Here is a 20,999-nt window from a genome sequence, read left to right as displayed (position 1 = left end):
CTGGCCTTTTGGGCGCTATGGCACTGTCGCCACGCGCGCCCACCGGATACCTGCATTTCCCGTTAAGTCTTCATATGGTTCGCCCTGTGCGGTGGATCGAACCGGCGGCGCCTGTGCGTTCGCCTGACGCGGAAATACGAGAGTTCCCATGAGTTTTGCCACGACCCCCTTTGCCTCAAAGCAAGAAGCCCTGACTTTTCTTGAGCACAACCCGGATATCGAGATGTTCGAGCTGTTCATCCTCGATAACAACGGAGTGCCAAGGGGCAAGTTGCTGCATCGCGATGAACTGTTGGCGGTCTATGAAAGCGGACGGCCGCTGCCGAGCACCATCCTCGGGTTGACCATCAATGGCGACGACGTGGAAAACTCCGGGCTGGTTTGGGAGGTTGGCGATATCGATTGCCGGGCGTATCCGCTGAGCGGCAGTTTGCAGCGCATGCCATGGCGGCAGATCCCCACGGCAGCGGTGCAGGTCAGCATGCATCCGCAAGAGGGGATGCCCGCGACGGTGGCTGATCCGCGGCACTTGCTGGTCAAGGTGATCGATGCGCTCAAAGCCGATGGCTACTATCCGGTGATGGCGGCGGAGCTGGAGTTTTATCTGCTTGATCGCCAACGCGACAGCAACGGTCGCCCGCAACCTGCGCGGGATGTCGATGGTGGCCGGCCGCTGGCGACACAGGTCTATGGCTTGCGTGAGCTGGAGCAGATCGAGCCATTCCTCGCGGATCTGTATAACGCCTGCAAACTTCAGGGCATTGCGGCGCGCACGGCAATTTCCGAGTACGCGCCGGGGCAGGTGGAAATCACCCTTGAACATCGCAGCGATGCCTTGCAGGCAATGGATGAAGCGGTGCGTTACAAGCGTCTGGTCAAGGGCGTGGCGCACAGGCATGGAATGACCGCCTGTTTCATGGCCAAGCCGTTCGATAACCTGGCCGGCACCGGCATGCACATGCACGTCAGTCTGGCGGACAAGGATGGCAACAACCTGTTCGCCAGCGAAGCACCCGACGGCACGCCGCTGCTCAGGCAAGCGGTCGGCGGCATGCTCAGTACCATGCTTGATTCGTTGCTGATGTTTTGTCCGAATGCCAACTCTTATCGACGTTTCCAGACCAACAGCTACGCGCCGCTGGCCGCTACCTGGGGTGTGGACAACCGCACTGTGAGTTTGCGAGTGCCTGGCGGCCCGGCATTTTCCCGGCATATCGAACACCGCATCTGCGGTGCCGATGCCAACCCGTATCTGGCGGCAGCTGCGATTCTGGCGGGCATTCATCGGGGAATTCGTGAGCGGTGCGACCCTGGTGCGCCGGTTGAAGGCAATGGTTACGCTCAGGCCAAAGAGCTGCTGCCTACGGACTGGCTGACCACCTTGCGCGCACTGGAAGGCTCCTCCTGGGCTCGGGATGCATTCGGTGCCGGGTTTCTTGGGGTATATCTGGCGGTCAAACGTGCTGAGTACCGTCAGTTCATGGGGGAAGTGGGGGAGCAGGACTGGCGTTGGTATTTGCACCAGGCCTGAAGTTCCCGGGTTCTGGCGACGGTTTTGGCAATTAGCCATTGATTGACTATTTGCGGGCTGGTTTTGCACGAAAAGTTGATCGCTGGCTGCCTGAGGTTTGGTCAACTACCAAGGCTTGTCTTCATTGACGGTCCTTGTGATCGACGCAGTTGTGACTACTCAGTAAGGTCTTCACCACCGTTCGACCTTTTTTTCACGCGCCAGCCGTTAATCTGTCGCCAGTAGATCCCTTTTTAAGAGTTCGCGAGTCATGTCATCGCAGCCCCCATCCTCCATCGAGCTTGAGTTCGCCAGGCGTTACGACCAGGAGCACGCTCAAGTTTGCCTGGAGACACGGCCGACCGGGTTGGCCCGGCGACTTTCGCTTTGGCGAGATGAGCAGTTGGTGCGGCGCGCCCTCAAAGCGGCGGGCGAGCCCGGGCTGGTTCTCGATGTGGCTTGCGGTGCCGGGCGTTTCTGGTCGGTGCTGGCCGAGCGTGCCAATCGGGTAATCCTGGCGACGGACAACTCTCAGGACATGCTCAACCATGCCCAGACCCATCACTCGCCAGGCCTGCTCAAACGGGTCAAAACCTTCCAGGGCTCGGCATTCACCATCGGTCTGCCGTCCAATGCGGTGGACTGCATTTTCTGCATGCAGTTGTTTCAACACATTGTCAGCAGTGAGCACCGACTGCTGCTGCTGCGTGAATTTCACCGTGTCAGCCGTGACACCGTGATCGTTTCGGTGGGGGTCGACGTCGGCTTCAAAGTTCGGCGAGGTCTGGGGCAGGGGGCTGACGAGCCGTCGTCGGCAGGCGTTGCGAAGTACCCGCTGGCCAGTAGAACTCAGGTAGAGAGTGAGTTCAGACAGACGGGCTTCGAGATTCTCGGTTATCAAAACTTCATACCTGGCTGTGCCCTGTCGCGGGTTTACGTACTGCGCAAAGGCAGCTAGTGCTGATCTGTAGGACTATTCTGGTAGTCCGACAAATGTTTTCCCACACGCACTTCTGCAGTGGATGCTCGGAAATCGCCGGGCGCGTTATATACTGCGCGCCATTCTTCAAGGGAGAGCCGTGTGGCCATCGATATTCACTGGATTCGCGACAACGATAGCCTCGGTCAGTTTTGCGCCGAGTGGCAGCAACTGCCATTCGTTGCCCTCGACACCGAATTCATGCGGGTCGACACTTTTTATCCGATCGCCGGGCTGCTTCAGATTGGCGATGGCGTGCGCGCTTACCTGATTGATCCTTTGACGATCGACAACTGGCAACCCTTGGCCGCATTGCTGGAAAACCCGGCGGTGATCAAGGTTCTACACGCCTGCAGCGAAGACCTGGAAGTATTGCTGCGTCTGACCGGCAGCCTGCCGGCGCCGCTGTTCGATACGCAATTGGCCGCTGCTTATCTGAATCTGGGTTTCTCCATGGGCTATTCGCGTCTGGTCCAGGAAGTGCTGGACATTGATCTGCCCAAGGGCGAGACCCGTTCGGACTGGTTGCAACGCCCGTTGTCTGAAACCCAAATCAGCTACGCCGCGGAAGATGCTTTGCATCTGGCTGAGGTTTACATCCGCCTGCGCCCCAAATTGTCTGACGACAAGTACGCCTGGGTGCTGGAGGACGGTGCTGAACTGGTGGCCAATCTGCGCCGCGAAGTCGACCCGTACGAGGTCTATCGCGAGGCCAAACTGGCCTGGAAACTCTCCCGAGCCCAGTTGGCCGTGCTGCGCGAGCTCTGCGCCTGGCGTGAGCGTGAAGCCCGCGCTCGCGACCTGCCGCGTAACCGGATTATCCGTGAACACTCGTTGTGGCCATTGGCCCGGACTCAGCCGGACAACCTCGCAGCGCTGGCAAAAATCGAAGACATGCACCCGCGTACCGTGCGTCAGGATGGTGAGTTTCTGCTTGAACTGATCAAGCGGTCTGGCAGTGTATCCCCTGATCAATGGCCACCCGTGGTGCCCGAGCCGTTGCCGGTTGAGGCCGCGGCACTGATCAAGCGTTTGCGAGCGCTCGGTCAGGCTGAAGCTGAACGCCTGGAGATGGCGCCGGAATTAATGCTGCGCAAGAAAACCCTGGAGGCCCTGCTCAAAAGCGGCTTCCCCGAGGGCCCTTACCAATTGCCTGATTCATTGCGTGGCTGGCGCCGCGAATTGATGGGCCAGGCATTGCTCGACAGCCTGGCCACCGCCGGAGAACAGCCTTGAAACGTATTTGCTCCATCTACCGAAGCCTGCGCAAAAACGAGATGTACCTCTACGTGCTGAAAAGCGACGCACTGGAGCGTGTTCCGGAAAACCTGCTGTTGGCTTTCGGCAAACCGCACCATGCCTTCGATCTGGTACTCAGCCCTGAGCGCAAGTTGTCCCGCGAGGACATCAACGTGGTACTGGAGAATCTCGACAAGCAGGGCTATCACCTGCAAATGCCACCGGCCGAAGACGAGTACATCGAACATTTGCCTGAAGAATTGCTACGGCGTAATGATCCGGTCTGACGGACTGGTCCGAGTGCTCTGTCCAGAGCACTCTTATAAATTGAACTGAATAATCTGGCGGTGGCCGTTGACGATGGGAAAAAACCATCGACGACCTCCTGCACTGTTTTTGAAAGGTTTGAACCATGCGCGTTCTGATTGCTGAACACGACCACGCTCTTTACGCCCAATTGTTGCGTCAGGCTGCTCCTGACCTGGAAGTGCTCACCAGTGGTGACTCCGCCGAGCTTGCGAGCCTTGCCGCTGATTGCCCGATCTGGCTTGGTCAACCGGACCTGCTGGCAACCCTGTTGCGTCAGGGCCACGAGCCGCAGTGGCTGCAATCGACCTGGGCCGGGATCACCCCGTTGCTCGCCGAGGGCTTGCCTCGGCATTACCGACTGACGCGGGCAGTGGGCATTTTCGGCCAGGTCATGGCTGAATACGTGCTGACTTATATGCTTGGCCATGAGCGCGAAGTATTGGCACGACTGGTCAGCCAGGTCGAGCGCAAGTGGGACAGCCGCTTGGCTCAGAGCCTGGCGGGACGCAAGGTGTTGATCGTCGGCACCGGCGATATCGGCAGTAGCGTGGCGCAGTTCCTGGTGCCGTTCGGCGTCCAGTTGTATGGCATCGCCAGCGAGGCTCGAGAGCAAGCGCCGTTTATTGAAGTCGCCGGACTGGAGGATTTGGGCCGTCTCGTAGGGGAGGTCGATTACGTGGTCAATCTCCTGCCCAACACGCCCGACACCCATGATCTGTACGACGCGGCGCTGTTCAAGCAGTTCAAGCCGACCGGGTTGTTCATTAACGTCGGGCGCGGTGTGGCGGTGGTCGATGCGGATCTGGTCGAGGCGTTGAAGGAAGGGCATCTGGCGGGGGCGGTGATCGACGTCTGCCGTCAGGAACCGTTGCCGCAACGTCACCCGTTCTGGACCGCCTGGGGCTTGCTGCTGACCGGACACAGTTCGGCGCCGACTTCACCGCCGATGATGGTGCAGTTGTTTATCGAGAATCTGCGGGCGTATCAGGCTGATACGGCGTTGCGCGGAGAAGTGGATTTCAATCGCGGGTATTGAAGTCGCGGTGATCAACTGTGGGAGCGAGCTTGCTCGCGATGGGGCCATCACATTCAGCATCACTGTTGACTGTCACGCCGCCATCGCGAGCAAGCTCGCTCCCACATTTGGTTTTGCAGTGTGGCTTACAAACTGAAATCACCCTCCGCCGCCAGCTCGCTCAGCGGGCGGCGCGGGCTTGGGGTTTCGCGGGCTTGCAGGTATTCGGCCAGGGTCGCTTTGTCCCCCAGTTTGCCGATCGCCACCGCGGCGTGCAGCGCGTAGCCTTCAGGAATATTCAGTTCCTTGCGGGTCAGCTCCTGATCGAAACCGGCCATACCGTGAGTGTGCCAGCCGCTGAGGCTGGCTTGCAGCGCCAGATGGCCCCAGGCCGAGCCGGTGTCAAAGGTGTGCCACAGCGCCGGAGTTTCCTCTTCGGCGCCTGGTGCCGTGAAGGTGGTTTTCGAAATCACGATCACCAGCGCCGAGGCGTGTTGTGCCCAGCTGCGGTTGAATTCATTCAACAGGCCCAGGTAGCGCTCCCAGTTTGGCGTGTCGCGACGCGCGTAGAGAAAGCGCCAAGGCTGCGAGTTGTAGGCCGAAGGTGCCCAGCGCGCGGCTTCGAAAAAGCTCAGCAGGGTTTCTTGCGGGATGCTTTCACCAGTGAAGGCGCGGGGAGACCAGCGGTCAGTGAACTGTGGGTGGATGGCATATTCGGCAACGCGTGGGTTAGCGCTCATGAAGAGTTCCTGACTACGTTTGAGAATCAAAGGTTGAAAAAACCGGCGGGCGCAGTTAACTGAGCAGATATGGTTTTCTGAAGTGTGGCAGCTAACCTGAGTGCAACGCGGTCGAGCGTTGATGGCACTTGTGCATGGCTTCTTTCGACTCGCAAAGCTACTTCGCGGCGCAAGAACTGACAAGTCCTGTTCTACCGGCAGTCGCAATCGCTTGGCCCCAGAGCCCTCGCACACTAGACTGGCGGCCTTTTCACTCGCTGATACCGATGCTTGAACCATGGCCGCCAAAGTCGAACCTTTCTGGATACGCAAAACCCTCGAACAACTCGATCAAGAGGAGTGGGAGTCGTTGTGCGATGGCTGTGGTCTGTGCTGCCTGCAAAAGCTTGAAGACGAGGAAGACAACAGCGTCTATTACACGCGGATTGCCTGCAAACTGCTGGACCTGAAAACCTGCCAGTGCACCGATTACACCAATCGTCGCGATTCGGTGCCCGATTGCATCCAGCTCACGCCGGGCAAGGCTGACCAGTTCAAATGGCTGCCGCCGACTTGCGGGTATCGTTTGGTCAGCGAGGGCAAGGACTTGCCGCTCTGGCACCATCTGGTTTGCGGTGATCGCGATGCGGTTCACCACGAGCGGATTTCCCAATCCGGGCGCATGCTGGCCGAAGGCAGCGTGGCCGAAGAGGATTGGGAAGATCACTTGATCTTCCGTGCGGGTTGAGGGCCGAGCGGGTCAAGCATTTCAACGTTGATTCTCGAGGGCGTGTATATGGCTGTGGGGTCAAGGCTGCCGTTAGCCATTTTGCTGCTGGCACTGAGTTCGCCGCTGTTGGCGGCGAAGAAAGTCGATCTGGATTACCACGTGCGTTTGTTGCCGCAGAGCGATCAGGCCGAAGTTCGGCTGACACTGGCCGACGGTGCTGCGGTACACAGCCTGGACTTCGATCTGGGTAATCGCGGTGATTACAGCGATTTCAAGGCCGATGGTCAGTGGCAATCCACTACGCCCAAAATTTCCGAAAGCCAGCGCGGCATCTGGCGCCCTGCCAGTGGCCAGTCCAGCCTTACCTACCGTGTGCGCATCAGCAATGCCCGCAAGAATGGCTCGTTCGAAACCCGTATGACCCCCAATTGGGCGTTGCTGCGCGGCGAAGACCTGGTGCCGGCGGCGCGATTGGATCAACAGGACGGCACCGAGTTGGTGTCGCGTCTGGAATTCGAATTGCCGGCGGGCTGGAAAAGCATCGAAACCCCCTGGCCGCGTATTGGCAAGAACCGCTTTCGGGTCGACAACGTTTCGCGCCTGTTTGACCGGCCGACCGGCTGGATGCTCGCCGGAACCCTGGGTAGTCGCCGCGCTCGCCTGGGGGAAACCGAAGTTACAGTCGCCTCGCCGCAAGGGCAGGGCATGCGGCGTATGGACGTACTGACGCTGCTGACCTTCGTTTGGCCGCAAGTGCAGGCAGTATTCCCGCGCCACCTGAACAAACTGCTGATCGTCGGTGCCGCCGATCCGATGTGGCGCGGCAGTCTGGCCGGGCGGGATTCGATCTACCTGCACAGCCGCATACCGCTGGTCAGCGAAAGCGGCATCAGCCCCTTGGTGCGCGAGTTGGTTCAGGTATTTGGCAGGGTCAATGGCAATCAGCACAGCGACTGGATCAGTGAAGGTTTTGCCGAGTACTACGCGATCGAACTGGTGCGCCGTGCTGGCGGTATGAGTGACGAGCGTTATCAGAGCCTGGAGACCCGGCTGACCAGGGAAAGTCACCAGGTCACCACCCTGCGTGGTAAACAGATCAGCGGGCCGGCAGTCGCCAAAGCAGTGTTGCTGTTGCAGGCACTGGACGGCGAGATACGCCTGAAAACCCGTAACAAGCGTTCACTGGATGACGTGCTGCAGGCGGTCATGCACCAGGGTAGCGTCAGCACCAAGGAGTTTGTGCAATTGAGTGAAGGCATCCTCGAGGGGCCGTCGAAGGTGCTGGATAGCGAGTTGCTGCAGTAGATGCGGATGCATTCCCACGCAGAGCGTGGGAACGATCATCTGTGTCGCTTCAAACCCCGGCTTCAGGCGATTTCAGCGAATCCTTGTCGACCACCGTCGCAGTGCGAGTCGCTGTTCCAGCATTGGCTTTAAAGCGGCTCAACTCTTCTGCGGTTCGTTCGATTCTCGAGCGCACGTTGTTCATGTCCTGACGGCCTTTTTCCAGCAGGTCTTTCGCCGAGCTGTGACCAGTGATGCCGCGGGCCAGGGCTACGCCGCCAATCGCCACCTGAATCAAACCGAAAACGCCGCCTCGGCGCAGACCTTTGCCCATCATCACCACACCACCGGCCAGCGAGCCAATGCGCTCCCAGCCCAGGACGTTCTGCGTCGGCAGAGTCTGGGACGGGGTGGATTCGCTGCGCTCTACGATTTTGCTGTCGCTCATGATCTGTCTCCAGCGGGGTGATTGATATAAAGCGGACTGCGCGAGTGCGCCGCTTGTTCCGTCCATTTTCTATATTTACAAACTAGAATTTCGGACCGGAGCGTGTGTTATTACCTTTCGCCATGCGGTCGTAAAGCACCACGTTGACGGTCGCGGCGAGGTTCATGCAGCCGGTGGTCGGGATGTACACCACGTCCTCACACCAGTCACGGATGTCTTTATCCAGCGAGCCGTCTTCCGGTCCGAAGATATACAGCGCGCGATCCGGGTGGGTGTATTCCGGCAGTGAACGGGCCCCTTCGACCAATTCGACAGCGACCGGTATGCAGCCCAGCGGGAGGATTTTCTTCAGGTCCTCGATGCCGATCAGCGGAATGTCTTGATGGACTTTCTTGGTGTCAGTGACGAAGTCGCGGGCGCGTTCATAACGCTTGCCAGTGTAAAACACCGACGCCACGCCATAACAGCCAGCGGCGCGCATCACCGAACCGACGTTCTCCGGTGATTTGGGGTTATACAAACCAATGCAGCTGTACCGTTTGTTTGCCACGAGCCGGGTGCCTTCGAGAAAAAACGCGATTATACGGGGATTGTGCTCGGGGCGTTTGCTTTGGGGATGGGGTGCTAGATCTATCGCCATCGCGAGCAAGCTCGCTCCTACAGGTCTTGTGCAATCCATGTAGGAGCGAGCTTGCTCGCGAGAGTCCGGAACTATCAAAGAAGATTTGGCATGGCTTACTCGTCTTTCTTCATCAACCCGGCCAATGCGGCGAACGGGTTGTGGGTGGCCTTGGCGATGGTCGGCGAGCTGGTGGAACCCTCGGCGTAGTACTGCTGGTCGGTGTAGCGCGAGTGTTCGTTGTCGTGGCAGTACAGGCAGAGCAGCTCCCAGTTGGAACCGTCCTGCGGGTTGTTGTCGTGGTTGTGGTCGCGGTGGTGCACGGTCAGCTCGCTCAGGCGCTTGCCGGAGAACTCACGGGCGCAGCGTCCGCAGACGTGCGGGTACATCTTCAGGGCCTTGTCGCGGTAACCCATTTCACGGTCGCGCTGAGCGTCGGCGAGGATGCGGTCCAGCTTGGCCGTGTTGGAGGGAGGCGTTGACGAACTCATGGGTTCACCTTTGTAAAAAGACTAATGACGGTTATGAGACAAGTTTAGCTCAGCCCTTGAGCTTCTCGGCAATCCAGATGGTGTGCCGGGTGCCTTTATTGCCATGGGCGAAGACTTGCACTTCCTCGGCCTTGAAACCGGCCTTGCGCAATTTGTCGGAGAACTGCCGGTCAGCGCTGGCCGACCATACCGCCAACACGCCTTTGGGGCGCAAGGCTTTGGCGCAGGCGCTGAGGCCGCCTGAGGAGTACAGCCAGCTATTGGCCTTCTGGGTCAGGCCTTCGGGGCCGTTGTCGACGTCGAGCATGATTGCATCGAAGCCCTGCGGCTCGGCTTGTAGCACTTTGGCCACGTCTTCCATGCGGATCACTGTGCGCGGATCGAGCAGCGGTCGACCGGATTTTTCCCCCAGCGGCCCACGATTCCACTCAACCACGCCAGGTACCAGCTCCGCGACCACCACTTCGGCGGTCTTGCCCAGGTGTTTGAGGGCCGCGGCCAGCGTGAAGCCCATGCCCAGACCACCGATCAACACACGAGAGCCCGGACGGCCGGCAACCTTACGGCAGGGAATTTCCGCCAGGGCGTCTTCGGAGCCGTGCATGCGAGTGTTCATCAGCTGTCCGCCGTCACCGCCCTGGATCTTGATGACGAAATCCTCGCCATACTCGAACAGGCACAAGGCACCGCCGTTTTCGGGAATCGGGGTGGTGTCGAGCAGAACGAAACGTTTCATGGGACTCTCATTAGGGAGGGAAAACTGGCATTGAGAAGGGCAAAACTGCGCGGTTGGGAGTAGCCTGAAGACCCCAACAAGGGCAACGGAGCCATTGATGAAGCGCACTATTCTAACGGCCATTGTGTTGGCCGCGCTCTCGATAAGTGCAGCGCGGGCGCAAGAGCTGCAACCTGTCCCCATTACACCCGAGCCGGCGTCAGGTTCGCCGGGCACCGCGACACCTACGCCGTATCCGCAGGTTACACCAAGGAGTGTGCCCAGGGCGGGTGGCGGGAGTGCCGGTTCGCCTTTGCTGCCACCGATCGAAATGCCCAATCCGCCCAAGGATCAGACCTTGCCGGGGTTGGAGCAGAATCAGCAGAAAGCCAAGACGCCCGGCGGTTAGACCTGCTGCGAAAGCAGTTGCCCATCAGCCATGCGCAAGCGTTTGGACAGCGCAATAGCGATGGCACGGATGATCTTGGCGGCGATTTTCGGGGCGTCATTGAGCATCTTTTCCAGCGAGTCCTTGCCCAGATTGAGCAATTGGCAATCGCTGGCGGCGACACAACTGGCCGAGCGCCGTTCGCCGTCGAGCACCGCCATCTCACCGAAGGCCCGGCCACTGCGCAGGGTCGCGATGGTCACCTGCTGGCCTTCGCCGTTGGTCTTTTGCACCGCGACCTGGCCTGTGTGGATGATGCACATGAAGCTGCCGGCATCACCCTCATGAAAAATCTCTTTGCCCTGGGCGATGGTGCTGATGCTGAAGTAGCCGGCAGCGGTGCTGAAGTCGACCGGCAACAGCTGATCGAACATGCCGCAGTCCATCAGCCAGTCGCGGATTTCGTTGTTCAGTAAAGTGGGTTCTGACATGTCATCACAGTCTTTTTTTGTGTCTGTTACTGTTCCGGGCGTTGGATGAAACGCCAAACCCCGGCGGCCCAGTGTTAAGACCGGGACGCCGGGTGGAGTTCCTCAGGCAATGCCCAATACCTTAAAAACAAATGCGTATTCGAGCGCCACGTCACGCAGTCCCTGATAACGACCGCTCATGCCACCGTGGCCAGCGCCGAGTTCGGTCTTGAGCAGCAGCAGATGGTCGTCGCTCTTGGTCGCCCGCAGTTTGGCCACCCATTTTGCAGCTTCCCAGTACTGCACGCGGCTGTCGTTGTAGCCAGCAATCACCAGCGTTGCCGGATAGGTCTGGGCACTGACGTTTTCGTAGGGCGCATAAGCCTTGATCCGGTCATAGACTTCAGGCTCTTCAGGATTGCCCCATTCGTCGTATTCGGTGACGGTCAGCGGCAGGTCGGGATCGAGCATGGTGTTCAGCACGTCGACAAACGGTACTTCGGCAATCGCTGCCTGGAACAGCTCCGGACGCTGATTGAGCACCGCGCCAATCAACAGGCCGCCAGCGCTGCCGCCGCTGATCGCCAGTTGCGATGAGGTGGTAAAACCCTTGGCGATCAGGTGTTCGGCGCAGGCGATGAAGTCGCTGAAGGTGTTGTGTTTGTGTTCCTGTTTGCCGGCACGATACCAGGCTTCGCCCAGTTCACCGCCTCCCCGCACATGGGCGATGGCGAAGGCAACGCCGCGATCGAGCAAGCTCAGGCGCGCATGGGAAAACCACGGATCGAGGCTTTCACCGTAGGCGCCGTAACCGTAGAGGTAGAGGGGTGTTGGTTTACGCTCCTGGTTTTCGAGCAAGGCTTCGCGTTTGACCACCAGGCTGATGGGCACCAGAGTACCGTCAGGGGCGGTGGCCCAGAGACGTTGACTCACATAAGCGTCCGGATCGAACGGGCCGAGCACCGGGGTTTCCTTGAGGACTTTCTGTTCGCCGGTTGCAAGCTCAAGCTGACGGATTTGAGCCGGACGATTCAGCGCTTCGTAGCGCAGACGGATCTTGTCGCTGGCGAACTCCAGGCTGTTTTGCACATGCAGGCTGTAGGCCGCGTCGGGCAGTTGCACGCGGTAGGCGGGCAGGCCTTGGGGGCGGACCTCTACGATTGGCAAGCCACCTTCGCGCAGGCTCAGGGTCAGGGCCGAAGCGTTCAGGCTCATGCTGTCGAGCATCACGCTGTCGCTGTGGGGGACCAGATTCTGCCAGTCATCCTGGGACGGTACGACGCCGTTGTCGGCGGCCTGATACAAGGCGAAGTTGATTCCGTCACGGTTGCTGCGAATCAGCCAGGCCCACTGGTCGTCGAGCTTGCCGTGGTCGACGTCATATTCATGGCCTTCGACCCGTGGCGCCAGGCAGGTAAAGGGTTGCTGTGGCTGTGTGGCGTCGAGCACCCAGACTTCGCTGGTGGTCTTGCTGCCCAGAGACAAAATCAGTTGGCGTTCGGAGCTGGAGCGGTAGCAATGCAGGAAGAAACGTCCGTCCGGCTCATTGAACACCTCCTCGGCCGCGGTGCCATCCAGGCGGTAGCGAAACAGCTTGTGCGGGCGATGGGTGTCGTCCAGCTCGCCGAAGAACAGCGTCAGGCTGTCGTTGGCCCAGGTCATGCTGCCGTCGCAATTTTCGAACGACAGTTCGCTGACTGTACCGCTGGCCAGTTCCTTGACGAACAAGGTGTAGGTTTCCTCGCCGCTGGTGTCCAGGCTGTAGGCCAGGCGCTGGTGGTCCGGGCTGATGCTGAACGCACCGAGGGAGAAATATCCGCCATTGGCCAATATGTTCGGGTCGAGCAGCAGCTCTTCCTGGCTTTCATCGACCTGCAGGCTGTCATCGGCCGGGCGCGGGCAGCGGTAATGCCGGGCGTACTCATCACCTGCTGTGGTGCGCGTGTAATACAGATACGGGCCCCAGGGCGAGGGCAGCGAAAGGTCGGTTTCGCGAATTCTTGCTTTGATTTCCTGGTACAGGGTTTCGCGCAGTTGGGCCTGATCGGCCAGTTGCGCTTCTTGGTAGCGATTTTCAGCCTTGAGGTAGTCGAGCACCGGCGCGCTGTCGCGGTCCTGTAGCCAGGCATAAGGGTCAGCACCATCGGCCTTGTGGGCGATCGGGGCAGCGAGAACGTTGGCGGATAGGGGCATGAATGGCTCTCGGACGTTGTACAAAAGAAGGGTTCGCCGACGGCGGTGCAGCCTGACATGCGAAAAGCCGTTATCATAAGCGTCTCTTTGCCTGCCTTGCCATGGACACCATGACCGAGAACGACTATCTGATCGCTTGGGGCCTCTACGCCTTCGCCGCTTTAGGCTGCCTGTTGGTATGGATGCGCATGACCCGCTGGATGTGGCGCTGGTTGCGCGAGCCATTGCGCCTGCTGATGGCCGTGCTGCTGTTCAGTCCGACCATTATCGACCCGGTGAAGGAAAAGTTCGCCCCGGCCGTGGCCATTACCGCTCTGGACCTGCTGTTCAAGGTCGGTAACAACGTCTGGCGTGCGATCTCTGACCTACTCATGTACAGCATGATTGCCTTTGGCATTTACCTCGTTTTCGTGTTGATCCGCTGGCCGATCGAGCGCGCTTCCAAAGCCCGCCGCGAGCAGGCCGCGGCCGCGAAGGCTGCGAAGGCTGCGGCTACGGTGCCGGAACTTGAGGATGAACAGCCCTTTGGTGGCGCCGGTGATGACCGCTATGGCCGCCCACCCGTTCCTGGCAGCCCCCAGCGTTTGCGAGTCGAACCGCGTTTGTAACTCTGCCCCGGCATTGAAGCGAGAGTCCGAGCATGTGTGAGTTATTGGGCATGAGCGCCAATGTCCCGACCGATATCGTGTTCAGCTTTACCGGGCTGATGGAGCGCGGTGGCCGCACCGGTCCGCACCGTGACGGCTGGGGCATTGCGTTCTACGAAGGCCGGGGCTTGCGGTTGTTTCAGGACCCGGCGGCCAGTTGCGATTCGCAAGTCGCGCAACTGGTGCAGCGTTATCCGATCAAAAGCGAAGTAGTGATTGGCCATATCCGTCAGGCCAATGTCGGCAAGGTCTGCCTGTCCAATACCCATCCGTTTGTTCGTGAGCTGTGGGGGCGTAACTGGTGTTTCGCCCATAACGGCCAATTGGCCGATTTGCAGCCCACCGCCAGTTTCTATCGGCCGATCGGCGATACCGACAGCGAAGCGGCGTTCTGCGATTTACTCAATCGTGTGCGCCAGGCGTTTCCCGAACCGGTGGACGTCGAGCAGCTGTTGCCGGACCTGGTGGCCGCTTGCGCCGAATACCGCGGCAAAGGTGTGTTCAACTGCCTGCTCAGCGATGGCGACTGGCTGTTCTGCTATTGCTCGACCAAGCTTGCGCATATCACTCGCCGAGCGCCGTTCGGCCCGGCGCGCTTGAAGGATGTCGATGTGATCGTCGATTTCCAGGCAGAAACCACGCCCAATGACGTGGTGACTGTGATTGCTACCGAGCCCTTGACCGAAAACGAAACCTGGACCCGCTACGAACCGGGCCAATGGAGCCTGTGGCGACGCGGCGAATGCGTCAGTCAGGGCCAGACCGAATAAGGACCCCCTATGTTGCTCAGTTATTTGCGACTGGTGTTGTTTGCCATTGGCTTGTTGGTTGGTGTGCAAGTGCCGGGTTTCATCAGCGATTACGCCAAGCGGGTTGAAGCCCACTTGATCGAGGCGCAGACCGGGCTTCAAGGTTTTCAGGGTACCGCCCGGCAATTCTTCAAGGGCGACCTGCAAGCGTTGGTGGCTCATTACCGCGCCAGTGAAGACCCGGTGTTTCGCAGCGATGCCGAGAGCCTGAGTACTTTGCTCACGCGCCAGTTGGCCCTGGATAAACAGTTCCAGGCCATGCAAGGCCCGTGGTACATCCGTGCGTTGCAGGTGGCATTGGCCGCCGACCCGGACATTCGCAAGGAAACCTGGAACGGCTACAGCTATCAGATCCTGCTGAACCCTGAAGCAATGGGTTGGGGCATGGGCGGTGCGTTGCTGCTCTCGTTTGGTCTGGAATGCCTGTATCGCTTGATCGACTGGGTGGTACTGGGCGGCAAACGCCTGCGCCAGAGCCGGCCGATTGAAGAGCGCGATTTGCGGGGATTGTAAGTTTGGCGTGATGCTGATCGTTCACACGCTCCCGCGTGGGAACGATTGAAGGGATAGGTGTCCATCATCTGCTCGGCGGGTGGTTTTTATTAATTGGACGGGCAGGGCGCCTGCGCCAAAGAATGCGCCCAATCCACGATATGCGTCGTCGTGGTTCAGAACGATACCCATGAATTTAACGTGGATACTCGCCATGATTGGCCGGGCGTTGACGGCATTTTTCCTGCTGCTGATGGGTCTGCTTAGCCAGAACGTGCCGTTGGGCATGGGGATCGGGGTTTTTGCAGCGGTCTCTTACGGCGTGGCGATTCTGGCGGCCCTGAGCCTGCCGCAAGCCCGTGGCAAGCAACTGGAGGTGCAGTAACTGATAACCTGCAGGATGCTGACGAAAGATCCCGCACAAGAACATTCAAAAGCCTACAGGAGCGTTCATCGTGAGCCGCCTGCTATTGAACTGCGACATCGGCGAAAGCTTTGGCAACTGGACCATGGGTCTGGACGCCGAGGTCATGCCGTTCATTGATTGCGCCAACGTTGCCTGCGGTTTCCATGCCGGCGACCCGAGCATCATGCGCAAGACGGTCAGCCTCGCGCTGGCCCATGGCGTACAGGTCGGAGCGCATCCGGCCTATCCGGACCTGGTGGGTTTCGGTCGCCGCTCCATGGCCTGCACCCCGCAGGAAATTCAGGATCTGCTGCACTATCAGATTGGCGCCCTGGATGGCATTTGCCGGGCCCAGGGCAGTCGCGTGAGTTACGTCAAACCCCACGGTGCGATGTACAACGACATGATGGCCAATCCTGAGCAACTGCGTGCGGTGATCCAGGCCGTGGCCGCCTATGACCGGCAATTACCGTTGATGCTGATGGCGACCCGCGACAACAGTGCGGCTCAGGCCCTGGGCGATGAATACGGCGTGTCGCTGTGGTTCGAGGCGTTCGCCGATCGGGCCTACGACAGTGCCGGGCGCCTGGTGTCACGGCAGTTACCGGGTGCGGTGCATCACGATCCCGAGAAAATCATCGAGCAAGCGTTGATCATTGCCCGTGGTGAGAACCTGATCGCCAGTGATGGAAGCGCCTTGCAGTTGCAGGCCAACACGCTGTGCGTGCATGGCGACAATGCCAGTTCGGTCGCCGCCGTGCGGCGTATCCGCGAGGCCTTGAACCAGCAGACTCAACCATGAGACCACGGGTTGAAGTGGTGGCCATTGACTGTCTGATGGTGCGGCTGTTCGACGTCATCGCCGAGGACAACATGCCGTGGATGCTCGCTGCCAGCGAACGACTGCGCAGCGGTTTCGCCGGGCATCTGATCGATCTGGTGCCGTCCTATACGACCTTGATGGTGCATTACGATCTGACCGCGCTGACCCCCTCCCGGGCCCGAGAACTGATTGCCGAGGCCTTGACCGATCTGACGCCGAACCCGCAGGCCAGAGGCCGGAGCCATGTGCTGCCGGTCTGGTATGACCCAAGCGTCGGGCCTGAGCTGGGTTTGTTGTCCCGGCGCAGCGGCTTGACGGTCGACGAAGTGATTCGTTGCCACAGCGAGCGCGAATATCAGGTGTTCGCTCTGGGCTTTGCACCGGGTTTTGCCTTTATGGGCCTGGTGGAGGAGGTGCTGGCTGCGCCACGTCTGAGTACGCCGCGCAAGCGCGTGGCGGCCGGCAGTGTGGGGATCGCCGAGCGGCAGACCGCCGCTTATCCGGTGGTCTCTCCCGGCGGTTGGAACCTGATCGGTCGCACACCGAGCAAATTGTTCGACCGGGAACGCGACGGCTACAGCCTGATGCAGCCGGGTGACACCGTGCGCTTCGAGGCCGTCAGCCATGCAGAGTTCATTAATCTGGGCGGTGATGACTCGCCGTTGGAGAGCGTGGCATGAGCCGTCTATTGATTGAAGCCAGCACGCCGTTGTGCCTGCTGCAGGACGCAGGGCGTTTCGGTGTGCGGCATCTGGGCGTGACTCAGGGTGGCGCGCTGGACTGGGTGTCGATGTCCTGGGCTAATTGGTTGCTAAGCAATGCGCTGGATGCGGCGGTGATTGAAGTGACTCTCGGTGGCTTCACGTTATTGGCGCAGGACGATTGTTGCCTGGCGTTGGCGGGAGCAGACCTTGGGGCTCAACTCGACGGCCAGCCTCTTTCACCGTGGCGCAGTTTCAGCTTGAAGAAGGGCCAGCGCCTGCAGTTCACTCAACCGTTGCTCGGAGCACGAGCCTACCTCGCGGCACCAGGTGGTTTCAGCGCGTCCAGGGTGTTGGGCAGCTGTGCCACGGTGGTGCGTGAAGAGCTGGGTGGGCTTGATGGTTTTGGGCAGGCGTTGGCAAAAGGTGCGCAGCTGAGTTATGTACCGTCAGCAGCGACTGTGCGCGAACTGCCTCGCGAACTCATTCCGGATTTCAAATCGAACCGACCACTGGACGTGGTGCTCGGTGCGCAGATTGGCGAGTTCAGTGGACAAAGTCTGTTTGATGCCTTCAACAACACCTGGACTGTCGACAGCCGTGCTGACCGCATGGGCATTCGTCTGCTTGGGCCCGCGTTGCAGTATCAGGGCCAGCCAATGATCTCCGAAGGCATCCCGCTGGGCGCCATTCAGGTGCCGCCGGATGGGCAGCCGATTGTGCTGCTTAACGACCGACAGACCATTGGTGGGTATCCACGCTTGGGGGCGTTGACGCCATTGGCGTTGGCGCGGTTGGCGCAGTGTTTGCCGGGCATGCAAGTGCGGCTCACACCGGTGGTGCAGGAAACAGCCCATCAGCAGCAGATTGAATATTTGCAGCGGTTCATTATCCGCTAAGAGCATCGCGAGCAAGCCCGCTCCCACATTAGTTCATCGGTGTGCACACTATCTACAACACACCGAAGATCAAATGTGGGAGCGGGCTTGCTCGCGATGACGGTGTCATAGACACCGAGAAACTATTTCGACAAAAACCGCATCCCTTCTTCCAGCCCACGCAACGTCAGCGGAAACATCTGATCTTCGACCAGGTCGCGCACGATGTTGGTCGAGGCGGTGTAGCCCCAGGTGTCTTTCGGGTAGGGGTTGATCCAGATGAGCTTCTTGTACTTCTCCTTGAAACGCTGCATCCACACGTAACCGGCTTCTTCGTTCCAGTGCTCGACGCTGCCGCCGGCCTGGGTGATTTCGTAGGGCGCCATGGCGGCGTCGCCGATGAAGATCACTTTGTAGTCGGCGCCGTACTTGTGCAGCAGATCCTGGGTCGAAGTCCGTTCGGAGCCGCGACGCATATTGTTCTTCCACACTGATTCATAAATGAAGTTGTGGAAGTAGAAATACTCCAGGTGTTTGAACTCGGTCTTGCAGGCCGAAAACAGCTCCTCGCAAATCTTCACGTGGGCGTCCATCGAGCCGCCGATGTCGAACAGCAGTAGCAGCTTGATGGTGTTGCGACGCTCCGGACGCATCTGAATGTTCAGCAGGCCAGCATCGCGAGCGGTGTGGTCGATGGTGCCGTCGATATCCAGCTCTTCCGCCGCGCCCTGGCGAGCGAATTTGCGCAGACGACGCAGGGCGACCTTGATGTTACGGGTGCCCAGTTCGACCGAATCGTCGAGGTTCTTGTATTCGCGCTGATCCCAGACCTTGACCGCTTTGCCCTGACGTTTTCCGGCATCGCCAACCCGAATGCCTTCCGGATTGAAACCACCGGAGCCGAACGGGCTGGTGCCGCCAGTGCCGATCCATTTGTTGCCGCCGGCGTGACGTTCCTTTTGCTCTTCGAGGCGCTTCTTGAATTCTTCGATCAGCTTGTCCAGGCCACCAAGGGACTGGATCTGCGCACGTTCTTCATCGCTCAGGGAGCGCTCGAACTCCTTGCGCAGCCAGTCTTCGGGGATCAACGCCTGAAGATGATCGTCGAGCTTTTCCAGGCCATTGAAGTAGGCGCCGAACGCCCGGTCGAACTTGTCGAAATGTCGTTCGTCCTTCACCAGAATCGCCCGGGAGAGGTAATAGAACTCGTCCATGTCGGCGAAGATCACCCGCTGTTTCAGCGCGTTGATCAGGTCCAGCAGTTCGCGTACCGAAACCGGCACCTTGGCTGCGCGCATTTCATTGAACAGGTTGAGCAGCATGGCTGTCGCCCTTGAGATCGTAAAAAAGAAGTATCAGCGAGTGCCGCGACGGCTCATGAACGCCAGACGCTCAAGCAATTGCACGTCCTGCTCGTTCTTCACCAAGGCGCCTGCCAGCGGCGGGATGGCTTTGGTCGGATCGCGCTCACGCAGCACCGCTTCGCCAATGTTGTCGGCCATCAGCAGTTTCAGCCAGTCCACCAGTTCGGAGGTCGACGGCTTCTTCTTCAGCCCCGGCACCTTGCGTACGTCGAAGAACACGTCCAGCGCTTCGCTGACCAGATCTTTCTTTATATCCGGGTAGTGCACGTCGACGATTTTTTGCAGGGTGATGCGGTCCGGGAAGGCGATGTAGTGGAAGAAGCAGCGGCGCAGGAAGGCGTCCGGCAGTTCTTTCTCGTTATTGGAGGTAATGATGATAATCGGCCGCTTTTTGGCTTTGATCGTCTCGTCGATCTCGTAAACGTAGAACTCCATCTTGTCGAGTTCTTGCAGCAGGTCGTTAGGGAATTCGATGTCGGCTTTGTCGATTTCGTCGATCAGCAGAACCACCCGCTCCTCGGACTCGAAGGCTTCCCACAGCTTGCCCTTTTTCAGGTAGTTGCGAACGTCATGGACCTTGTCCACGCCCAGCTGCGAGTCACGCAGGCGGCTGACCGCGTCGTACTCGTAAAGGCCCTGATGGGCCTTGGTGGTGGACTTGATGTGCCAGGTGATCAACCGCGCGCCGAAGGACTCGGCCATTTGCTCGGCGAGCATGGTTTTACCGGTGCCGGGTTCGCCCTTGACCAGCAATGGTCGCTCCAGCGTGATGGCGGCGTTGACCGCAAGCTTCAGGTCATCGGTGGCGACGTATGCGCTGGTGCCTTCGAACTTCATCTGCAAATCCTCGAACGGTAACGCCGACCTGAGCAAAGCAGGGCGGGCGAAGTAAAAGTCATGTCCGACTATAACGCGGTGCCCGGTCGACTGTGAACGCAGACGCCCCATTCAGTCTCTGAATGGGGCGTCACATCTTGACTCAGTCAGGGCGGGGAGCCAGTATCGATATATCGCCATTTTGGCTATAGCCTGCTCGGCATGTCTACAAAATATCGATTTCGCGACAAATACCGTATTCAGTTGCGGGAACGGGACCATTTACCGCCACACGTTCATCTGACCGGTGGCGGGGTGGATGTAATGATTAGCCTGGAAACCGTGGAAGTGATGGCGGGCCATGCTCCCGCGCTGATCCTGAAGGAAGCGCTGGAATGGGTAAGGGCGCATCGCGAGCAACTTTTGGAGGAGTGGAAACTATGGCATCGATGAAACGGCCACGCTTGGCAGCCGTGCAGGCATTGCCTGATAGCAGACTGGCATTGACCTTTATCGATGGTCAGCAATTGACCCTGGATTTAAGCAGCGATCCGAGTAAATTCCCGGGGCTGTTGCCACTGCAGGATGGGCAAGCGTTTGCTGGCGCAGAGTTGGGTGATGACGGCTGGACCGTGGAATGGCCGGAGCTGGACATTCAGATCGGCGCCGACACCTTGTACCTGGATGCTCTGGCGCAGAATGCTGCAGACGAAAACACCCGGATCTTCATCGGCTGGCGAGCCCGTACCGGGTTGCCACTTAGCCAGGCCGCCGAAGCGCTGGGGGTCAGTACGCGTAGCATCTCCCGCTACAGTAACGGCCGCGAGCCGGTGCCTCGGTCTCTGGCGCTGGCCTGTCTGGGCTGGGACTCGTTGCAGGAGCTGGCATCGCCCGCTCTGCAAGCAGCCGAAGAAACCGGCCGTTATCAAGTGACCCGCAAGAATTAGTCAACCG

At 59.4% G+C, this 20,999-nt stretch carries 25 protein-coding genes and 1 pseudogene; 17 read left to right on the top strand and 9 right to left on the bottom strand.

Going from position 1 to position 20,999, the window contains the following annotated elements; genetic code table 11:
• Window positions 1-148 precede the first annotated feature (148 nt).
• From AC07O1_RS21635 to AC07O1_RS21615, 5 genes are all read left to right on the top strand, one after another.
• A complete protein-coding gene (locus AC07O1_RS21635; protein WP_495090052.1) occupies window positions 149-1,531 on the top strand; it encodes a glutamine synthetase family protein in 1,383 nt (460 codons plus the stop codon).
• Window positions 1,532-1,781: 250 nt separating this feature from the next.
• On the top strand, window positions 1,782-2,468 hold the full coding sequence (locus tag AC07O1_RS21630; protein ID WP_495090051.1) for a class I SAM-dependent methyltransferase: 687 nt from the start codon (window positions 1,782-1,784) through the stop codon (window positions 2,466-2,468).
• Between the two features lie 123 nt (window positions 2,469-2,591).
• On the top strand, window positions 2,592-3,725 hold the full coding sequence (gene rnd / locus AC07O1_RS21625; RefSeq protein WP_495090050.1) for a ribonuclease D: 1,134 nt from the start codon (window positions 2,592-2,594) through the stop codon (window positions 3,723-3,725).
• Window positions 3,722-4,015 carry a YcgL domain-containing protein gene (locus tag AC07O1_RS21620; protein ID WP_494994574.1) on the top strand — a complete coding sequence of 98 codons (294 nt, stop codon included), beginning with the start codon at window positions 3,722-3,724 and terminating at the stop codon, window positions 4,013-4,015. The genes rnd and AC07O1_RS21620 overlap by 4 nt, the downstream gene beginning before the upstream one ends.
• Window positions 4,016-4,140: 125 nt before the next feature.
• Window positions 4,141-5,073 (top strand): D-2-hydroxyacid dehydrogenase, encoded by a 933-nt coding sequence (locus AC07O1_RS21615; RefSeq protein ID WP_495090049.1) that lies wholly within the window; start codon window positions 4,141-4,143, stop codon window positions 5,071-5,073.
• 125 nt (window positions 5,074-5,198) lie between these two features.
• Here AC07O1_RS21615 and AC07O1_RS21610 read toward each other — a convergent pair whose 3' ends face one another.
• Window positions 5,199-5,792 carry a nitroreductase family protein gene (locus tag AC07O1_RS21610; protein ID WP_494994576.1) on the bottom strand — a complete coding sequence of 198 codons (594 nt, stop codon included), beginning with the start codon at window positions 5,790-5,792 and terminating at the stop codon, window positions 5,199-5,201.
• A 277-nt stretch (window positions 5,793-6,069) separates the two neighbouring features.
• Between AC07O1_RS21610 and AC07O1_RS21605 the strand changes: the two genes are divergently transcribed.
• The gene (locus tag AC07O1_RS21605) at window positions 6,070-6,519 is read left to right on the top strand and encodes a YcgN family cysteine cluster protein (protein ID WP_419115042.1); all 450 of its coding nucleotides are present in this window, start codon (window positions 6,070-6,072) and stop codon (window positions 6,517-6,519) included.
• Between the two features lie 48 nt (window positions 6,520-6,567).
• The gene (locus AC07O1_RS21600; RefSeq protein ID WP_495090048.1) at window positions 6,568-7,806 is read left to right on the top strand and encodes a hypothetical protein; all 1,239 of its coding nucleotides are present in this window, start codon (window positions 6,568-6,570) and stop codon (window positions 7,804-7,806) included.
• A gap of 49 nt (window positions 7,807-7,855) precedes the next feature.
• Here AC07O1_RS21600 and AC07O1_RS21595 read toward each other — a convergent pair whose 3' ends face one another.
• From AC07O1_RS21595 to AC07O1_RS21580, 4 genes are all read right to left on the bottom strand, one after another.
• Entirely contained in the window at window positions 7,856-8,233 is a 378-nt protein-coding gene (locus AC07O1_RS21595; protein WP_495011602.1) for a YgaP family membrane protein, read from the bottom strand.
• 82 nt (window positions 8,234-8,315) lie between these two features.
• The gene (locus tag AC07O1_RS21590) at window positions 8,316-8,783 is read right to left on the bottom strand and encodes an RNA methyltransferase (RefSeq protein WP_150642116.1); all 468 of its coding nucleotides are present in this window, start codon (window positions 8,781-8,783) and stop codon (window positions 8,316-8,318) included.
• A gap of 185 nt (window positions 8,784-8,968) precedes the next feature.
• Window positions 8,969-9,343, bottom strand: a complete 375-nt coding sequence (locus tag AC07O1_RS21585; RefSeq protein WP_494994579.1) for a YajD family HNH nuclease — start codon at window positions 9,341-9,343, stop codon at window positions 8,969-8,971.
• 49 nt (window positions 9,344-9,392) lie between these two features.
• Window positions 9,393-10,079, bottom strand: a complete 687-nt coding sequence (locus tag AC07O1_RS21580) for a spermidine synthase (RefSeq protein ID WP_494994580.1) — start codon at window positions 10,077-10,079, stop codon at window positions 9,393-9,395.
• A 97-nt stretch (window positions 10,080-10,176) separates the two neighbouring features.
• Here AC07O1_RS21580 and AC07O1_RS21575 point away from each other — a divergent pair, with 97 nt between their 5' ends.
• Entirely contained in the window at window positions 10,177-10,467 is a 291-nt protein-coding gene (locus AC07O1_RS21575; RefSeq protein ID WP_494994581.1) for a hypothetical protein, read from the top strand.
• Here the strand turns inward: AC07O1_RS21575 and AC07O1_RS21570 are convergent.
• Both AC07O1_RS21570 and AC07O1_RS21565 read right to left on the bottom strand, forming a co-directional pair.
• Window positions 10,464-10,937 carry a cyclic nucleotide-binding domain-containing protein gene (locus AC07O1_RS21570; RefSeq protein ID WP_495011603.1) on the bottom strand — a complete coding sequence of 158 codons (474 nt, stop codon included), beginning with the start codon at window positions 10,935-10,937 and terminating at the stop codon, window positions 10,464-10,466. The genes AC07O1_RS21575 and AC07O1_RS21570 overlap by 4 nt on opposite strands.
• Before the next feature lie 102 nt (window positions 10,938-11,039).
• Window positions 11,040-13,109, bottom strand: a complete 2,070-nt coding sequence (locus tag AC07O1_RS21565; RefSeq protein WP_495090047.1) for a S9 family peptidase — start codon at window positions 13,107-13,109, stop codon at window positions 11,040-11,042.
• Between the two features lie 101 nt (window positions 13,110-13,210).
• Here AC07O1_RS21565 and AC07O1_RS21560 point away from each other — a divergent pair, with 101 nt between their 5' ends.
• The 7 genes and pseudogenes from AC07O1_RS21560 to AC07O1_RS21530 all read left to right on the top strand — a co-directional run bounded on the left by AC07O1_RS21560 (window position 13,211) and on the right by AC07O1_RS21530 (window position 17,886).
• Window positions 13,211-13,717 (top strand): MFS transporter, encoded by a 507-nt coding sequence (locus AC07O1_RS21560; RefSeq protein WP_495090046.1) that lies wholly within the window; start codon window positions 13,211-13,213, stop codon window positions 13,715-13,717.
• 32 nt (window positions 13,718-13,749) lie between these two features.
• Window positions 13,750-14,526, top strand: coding sequence for a class II glutamine amidotransferase (locus AC07O1_RS21555; protein ID WP_494994585.1), 777 nt, complete (start codon window positions 13,750-13,752; stop codon window positions 14,524-14,526).
• A gap of 9 nt (window positions 14,527-14,535) precedes the next feature.
• Window positions 14,536-15,078 (top strand): DUF2937 family protein, encoded by a 543-nt coding sequence (locus tag AC07O1_RS21550; protein ID WP_495090045.1) that lies wholly within the window; start codon window positions 14,536-14,538, stop codon window positions 15,076-15,078.
• A gap of 196 nt (window positions 15,079-15,274) precedes the next feature.
• A pseudogene (locus AC07O1_RS21545) lies at window positions 15,275-15,442 on the top strand (MFS transporter); the annotation flags it as partial.
• Window positions 15,443-15,512: 70 nt separating this feature from the next.
• Window positions 15,513-16,265 carry a 5-oxoprolinase subunit PxpA gene (locus tag AC07O1_RS21540; RefSeq protein WP_495090044.1) on the top strand — a complete coding sequence of 251 codons (753 nt, stop codon included), beginning with the start codon at window positions 15,513-15,515 and terminating at the stop codon, window positions 16,263-16,265.
• Window positions 16,262-16,966: a 5-oxoprolinase subunit PxpB gene (gene pxpB / locus AC07O1_RS21535; RefSeq protein WP_495090043.1), complete on the top strand. Its 705-nt coding sequence runs from the start codon at window positions 16,262-16,264 to the stop codon at window positions 16,964-16,966. The genes AC07O1_RS21540 and pxpB overlap by 4 nt, the downstream gene beginning before the upstream one ends.
• Window positions 16,963-17,886 carry a 5-oxoprolinase subunit C family protein gene (locus AC07O1_RS21530; protein ID WP_495090042.1) on the top strand — a complete coding sequence of 308 codons (924 nt, stop codon included), beginning with the start codon at window positions 16,963-16,965 and terminating at the stop codon, window positions 17,884-17,886. The genes pxpB and AC07O1_RS21530 overlap by 4 nt, the downstream gene beginning before the upstream one ends.
• 122 nt (window positions 17,887-18,008) lie before the next feature.
• Here AC07O1_RS21530 and AC07O1_RS21525 read toward each other — a convergent pair whose 3' ends face one another.
• Window positions 18,009-19,187 (bottom strand): vWA domain-containing protein, encoded by a 1,179-nt coding sequence (locus AC07O1_RS21525; RefSeq protein ID WP_495090041.1) that lies wholly within the window; start codon window positions 19,185-19,187, stop codon window positions 18,009-18,011.
• A 33-nt stretch (window positions 19,188-19,220) separates the two neighbouring features.
• Window positions 19,221-20,066 (bottom strand): AAA family ATPase, encoded by an 846-nt coding sequence (locus tag AC07O1_RS21520; protein ID WP_495024388.1) that lies wholly within the window; start codon window positions 20,064-20,066, stop codon window positions 19,221-19,223.
• Between the two features lie 201 nt (window positions 20,067-20,267).
• Here AC07O1_RS21520 and AC07O1_RS21515 point away from each other — a divergent pair, with 201 nt between their 5' ends.
• Complete coding sequence (locus tag AC07O1_RS21515; protein ID WP_495090040.1) at window positions 20,268-20,498, top strand: DUF4160 domain-containing protein; 231 nt, start codon at window positions 20,268-20,270, stop codon at window positions 20,496-20,498.
• Window positions 20,486-20,992, top strand: a complete 507-nt coding sequence (locus AC07O1_RS21510; protein WP_494994592.1) for a DUF2442 domain-containing protein — start codon at window positions 20,486-20,488, stop codon at window positions 20,990-20,992. Before AC07O1_RS21515 ends, AC07O1_RS21510 begins: the two co-directional genes overlap by 13 nt.
• Window positions 20,993-20,999 lie beyond the last annotated feature (7 nt).

The organism is Pseudomonas sp. GW821-FHT07G10 (assembly GCF_059418545.1).
The sequence above is the reverse complement of the archived record's forward strand: the minus strand, read 5'-3'. Positions and strand labels throughout refer to the sequence as shown.

Coding starts and splice junctions, on each gene's coding strand:
- AC07O1_RS21635 (WP_495090052.1), top strand. CDS start 149: ATGAGTTTTGCCACGACCCCCTTTGCCTCAAAGCAAGAAGCCCTGACT.
- AC07O1_RS21630 (WP_495090051.1), top strand. CDS start 1,782: ATGTCATCGCAGCCCCCATCCTCCATCGAGCTTGAGTTCGCCAGGCGT.
- AC07O1_RS21615 (WP_495090049.1), top strand. CDS start 4,141: ATGCGCGTTCTGATTGCTGAACACGACCACGCTCTTTACGCCCAATTG.
- AC07O1_RS21610 (WP_494994576.1), bottom strand. CDS start 5,792: ATGAGCGCTAACCCACGCGTTGCCGAATATGCCATCCACCCACAGTTC.
- AC07O1_RS21605 (WP_419115042.1), top strand. CDS start 6,070: ATGGCCGCCAAAGTCGAACCTTTCTGGATACGCAAAACCCTCGAACAA.
- AC07O1_RS21600 (WP_495090048.1), top strand. CDS start 6,568: ATGGCTGTGGGGTCAAGGCTGCCGTTAGCCATTTTGCTGCTGGCACTG.
- AC07O1_RS21595 (WP_495011602.1), bottom strand. CDS start 8,233: ATGAGCGACAGCAAAATCGTAGAGCGCAGCGAATCCACCCCGTCCCAG.
- AC07O1_RS21585 (WP_494994579.1), bottom strand. CDS start 9,343: ATGAGTTCGTCAACGCCTCCCTCCAACACGGCCAAGCTGGACCGCATC.
- AC07O1_RS21580 (WP_494994580.1), bottom strand. CDS start 10,079: ATGAAACGTTTCGTTCTGCTCGACACCACCCCGATTCCCGAAAACGGC.
- AC07O1_RS21575 (WP_494994581.1), top strand. CDS start 10,177: ATGAAGCGCACTATTCTAACGGCCATTGTGTTGGCCGCGCTCTCGATA.
- AC07O1_RS21570 (WP_495011603.1), bottom strand. CDS start 10,937: ATGTCAGAACCCACTTTACTGAACAACGAAATCCGCGACTGGCTGATG.
- AC07O1_RS21565 (WP_495090047.1), bottom strand. CDS start 13,109: ATGCCCCTATCCGCCAACGTTCTCGCTGCCCCGATCGCCCACAAGGCC.
- AC07O1_RS21560 (WP_495090046.1), top strand. CDS start 13,211: ATGGACACCATGACCGAGAACGACTATCTGATCGCTTGGGGCCTCTAC.
- AC07O1_RS21555 (WP_494994585.1), top strand. CDS start 13,750: ATGTGTGAGTTATTGGGCATGAGCGCCAATGTCCCGACCGATATCGTG.
- AC07O1_RS21550 (WP_495090045.1), top strand. CDS start 14,536: ATGTTGCTCAGTTATTTGCGACTGGTGTTGTTTGCCATTGGCTTGTTG.
- pxpB (WP_495090043.1), top strand. CDS start 16,262: ATGAGACCACGGGTTGAAGTGGTGGCCATTGACTGTCTGATGGTGCGG.
- AC07O1_RS21530 (WP_495090042.1), top strand. CDS start 16,963: ATGAGCCGTCTATTGATTGAAGCCAGCACGCCGTTGTGCCTGCTGCAG.
- AC07O1_RS21525 (WP_495090041.1), bottom strand. CDS start 19,187: ATGCTGCTCAACCTGTTCAATGAAATGCGCGCAGCCAAGGTGCCGGTT.
- AC07O1_RS21520 (WP_495024388.1), bottom strand. CDS start 20,066: ATGAAGTTCGAAGGCACCAGCGCATACGTCGCCACCGATGACCTGAAG.
- AC07O1_RS21515 (WP_495090040.1), top strand. CDS start 20,268: ATGTCTACAAAATATCGATTTCGCGACAAATACCGTATTCAGTTGCGG.
- AC07O1_RS21510 (WP_494994592.1), top strand. CDS start 20,486: ATGGCATCGATGAAACGGCCACGCTTGGCAGCCGTGCAGGCATTGCCT.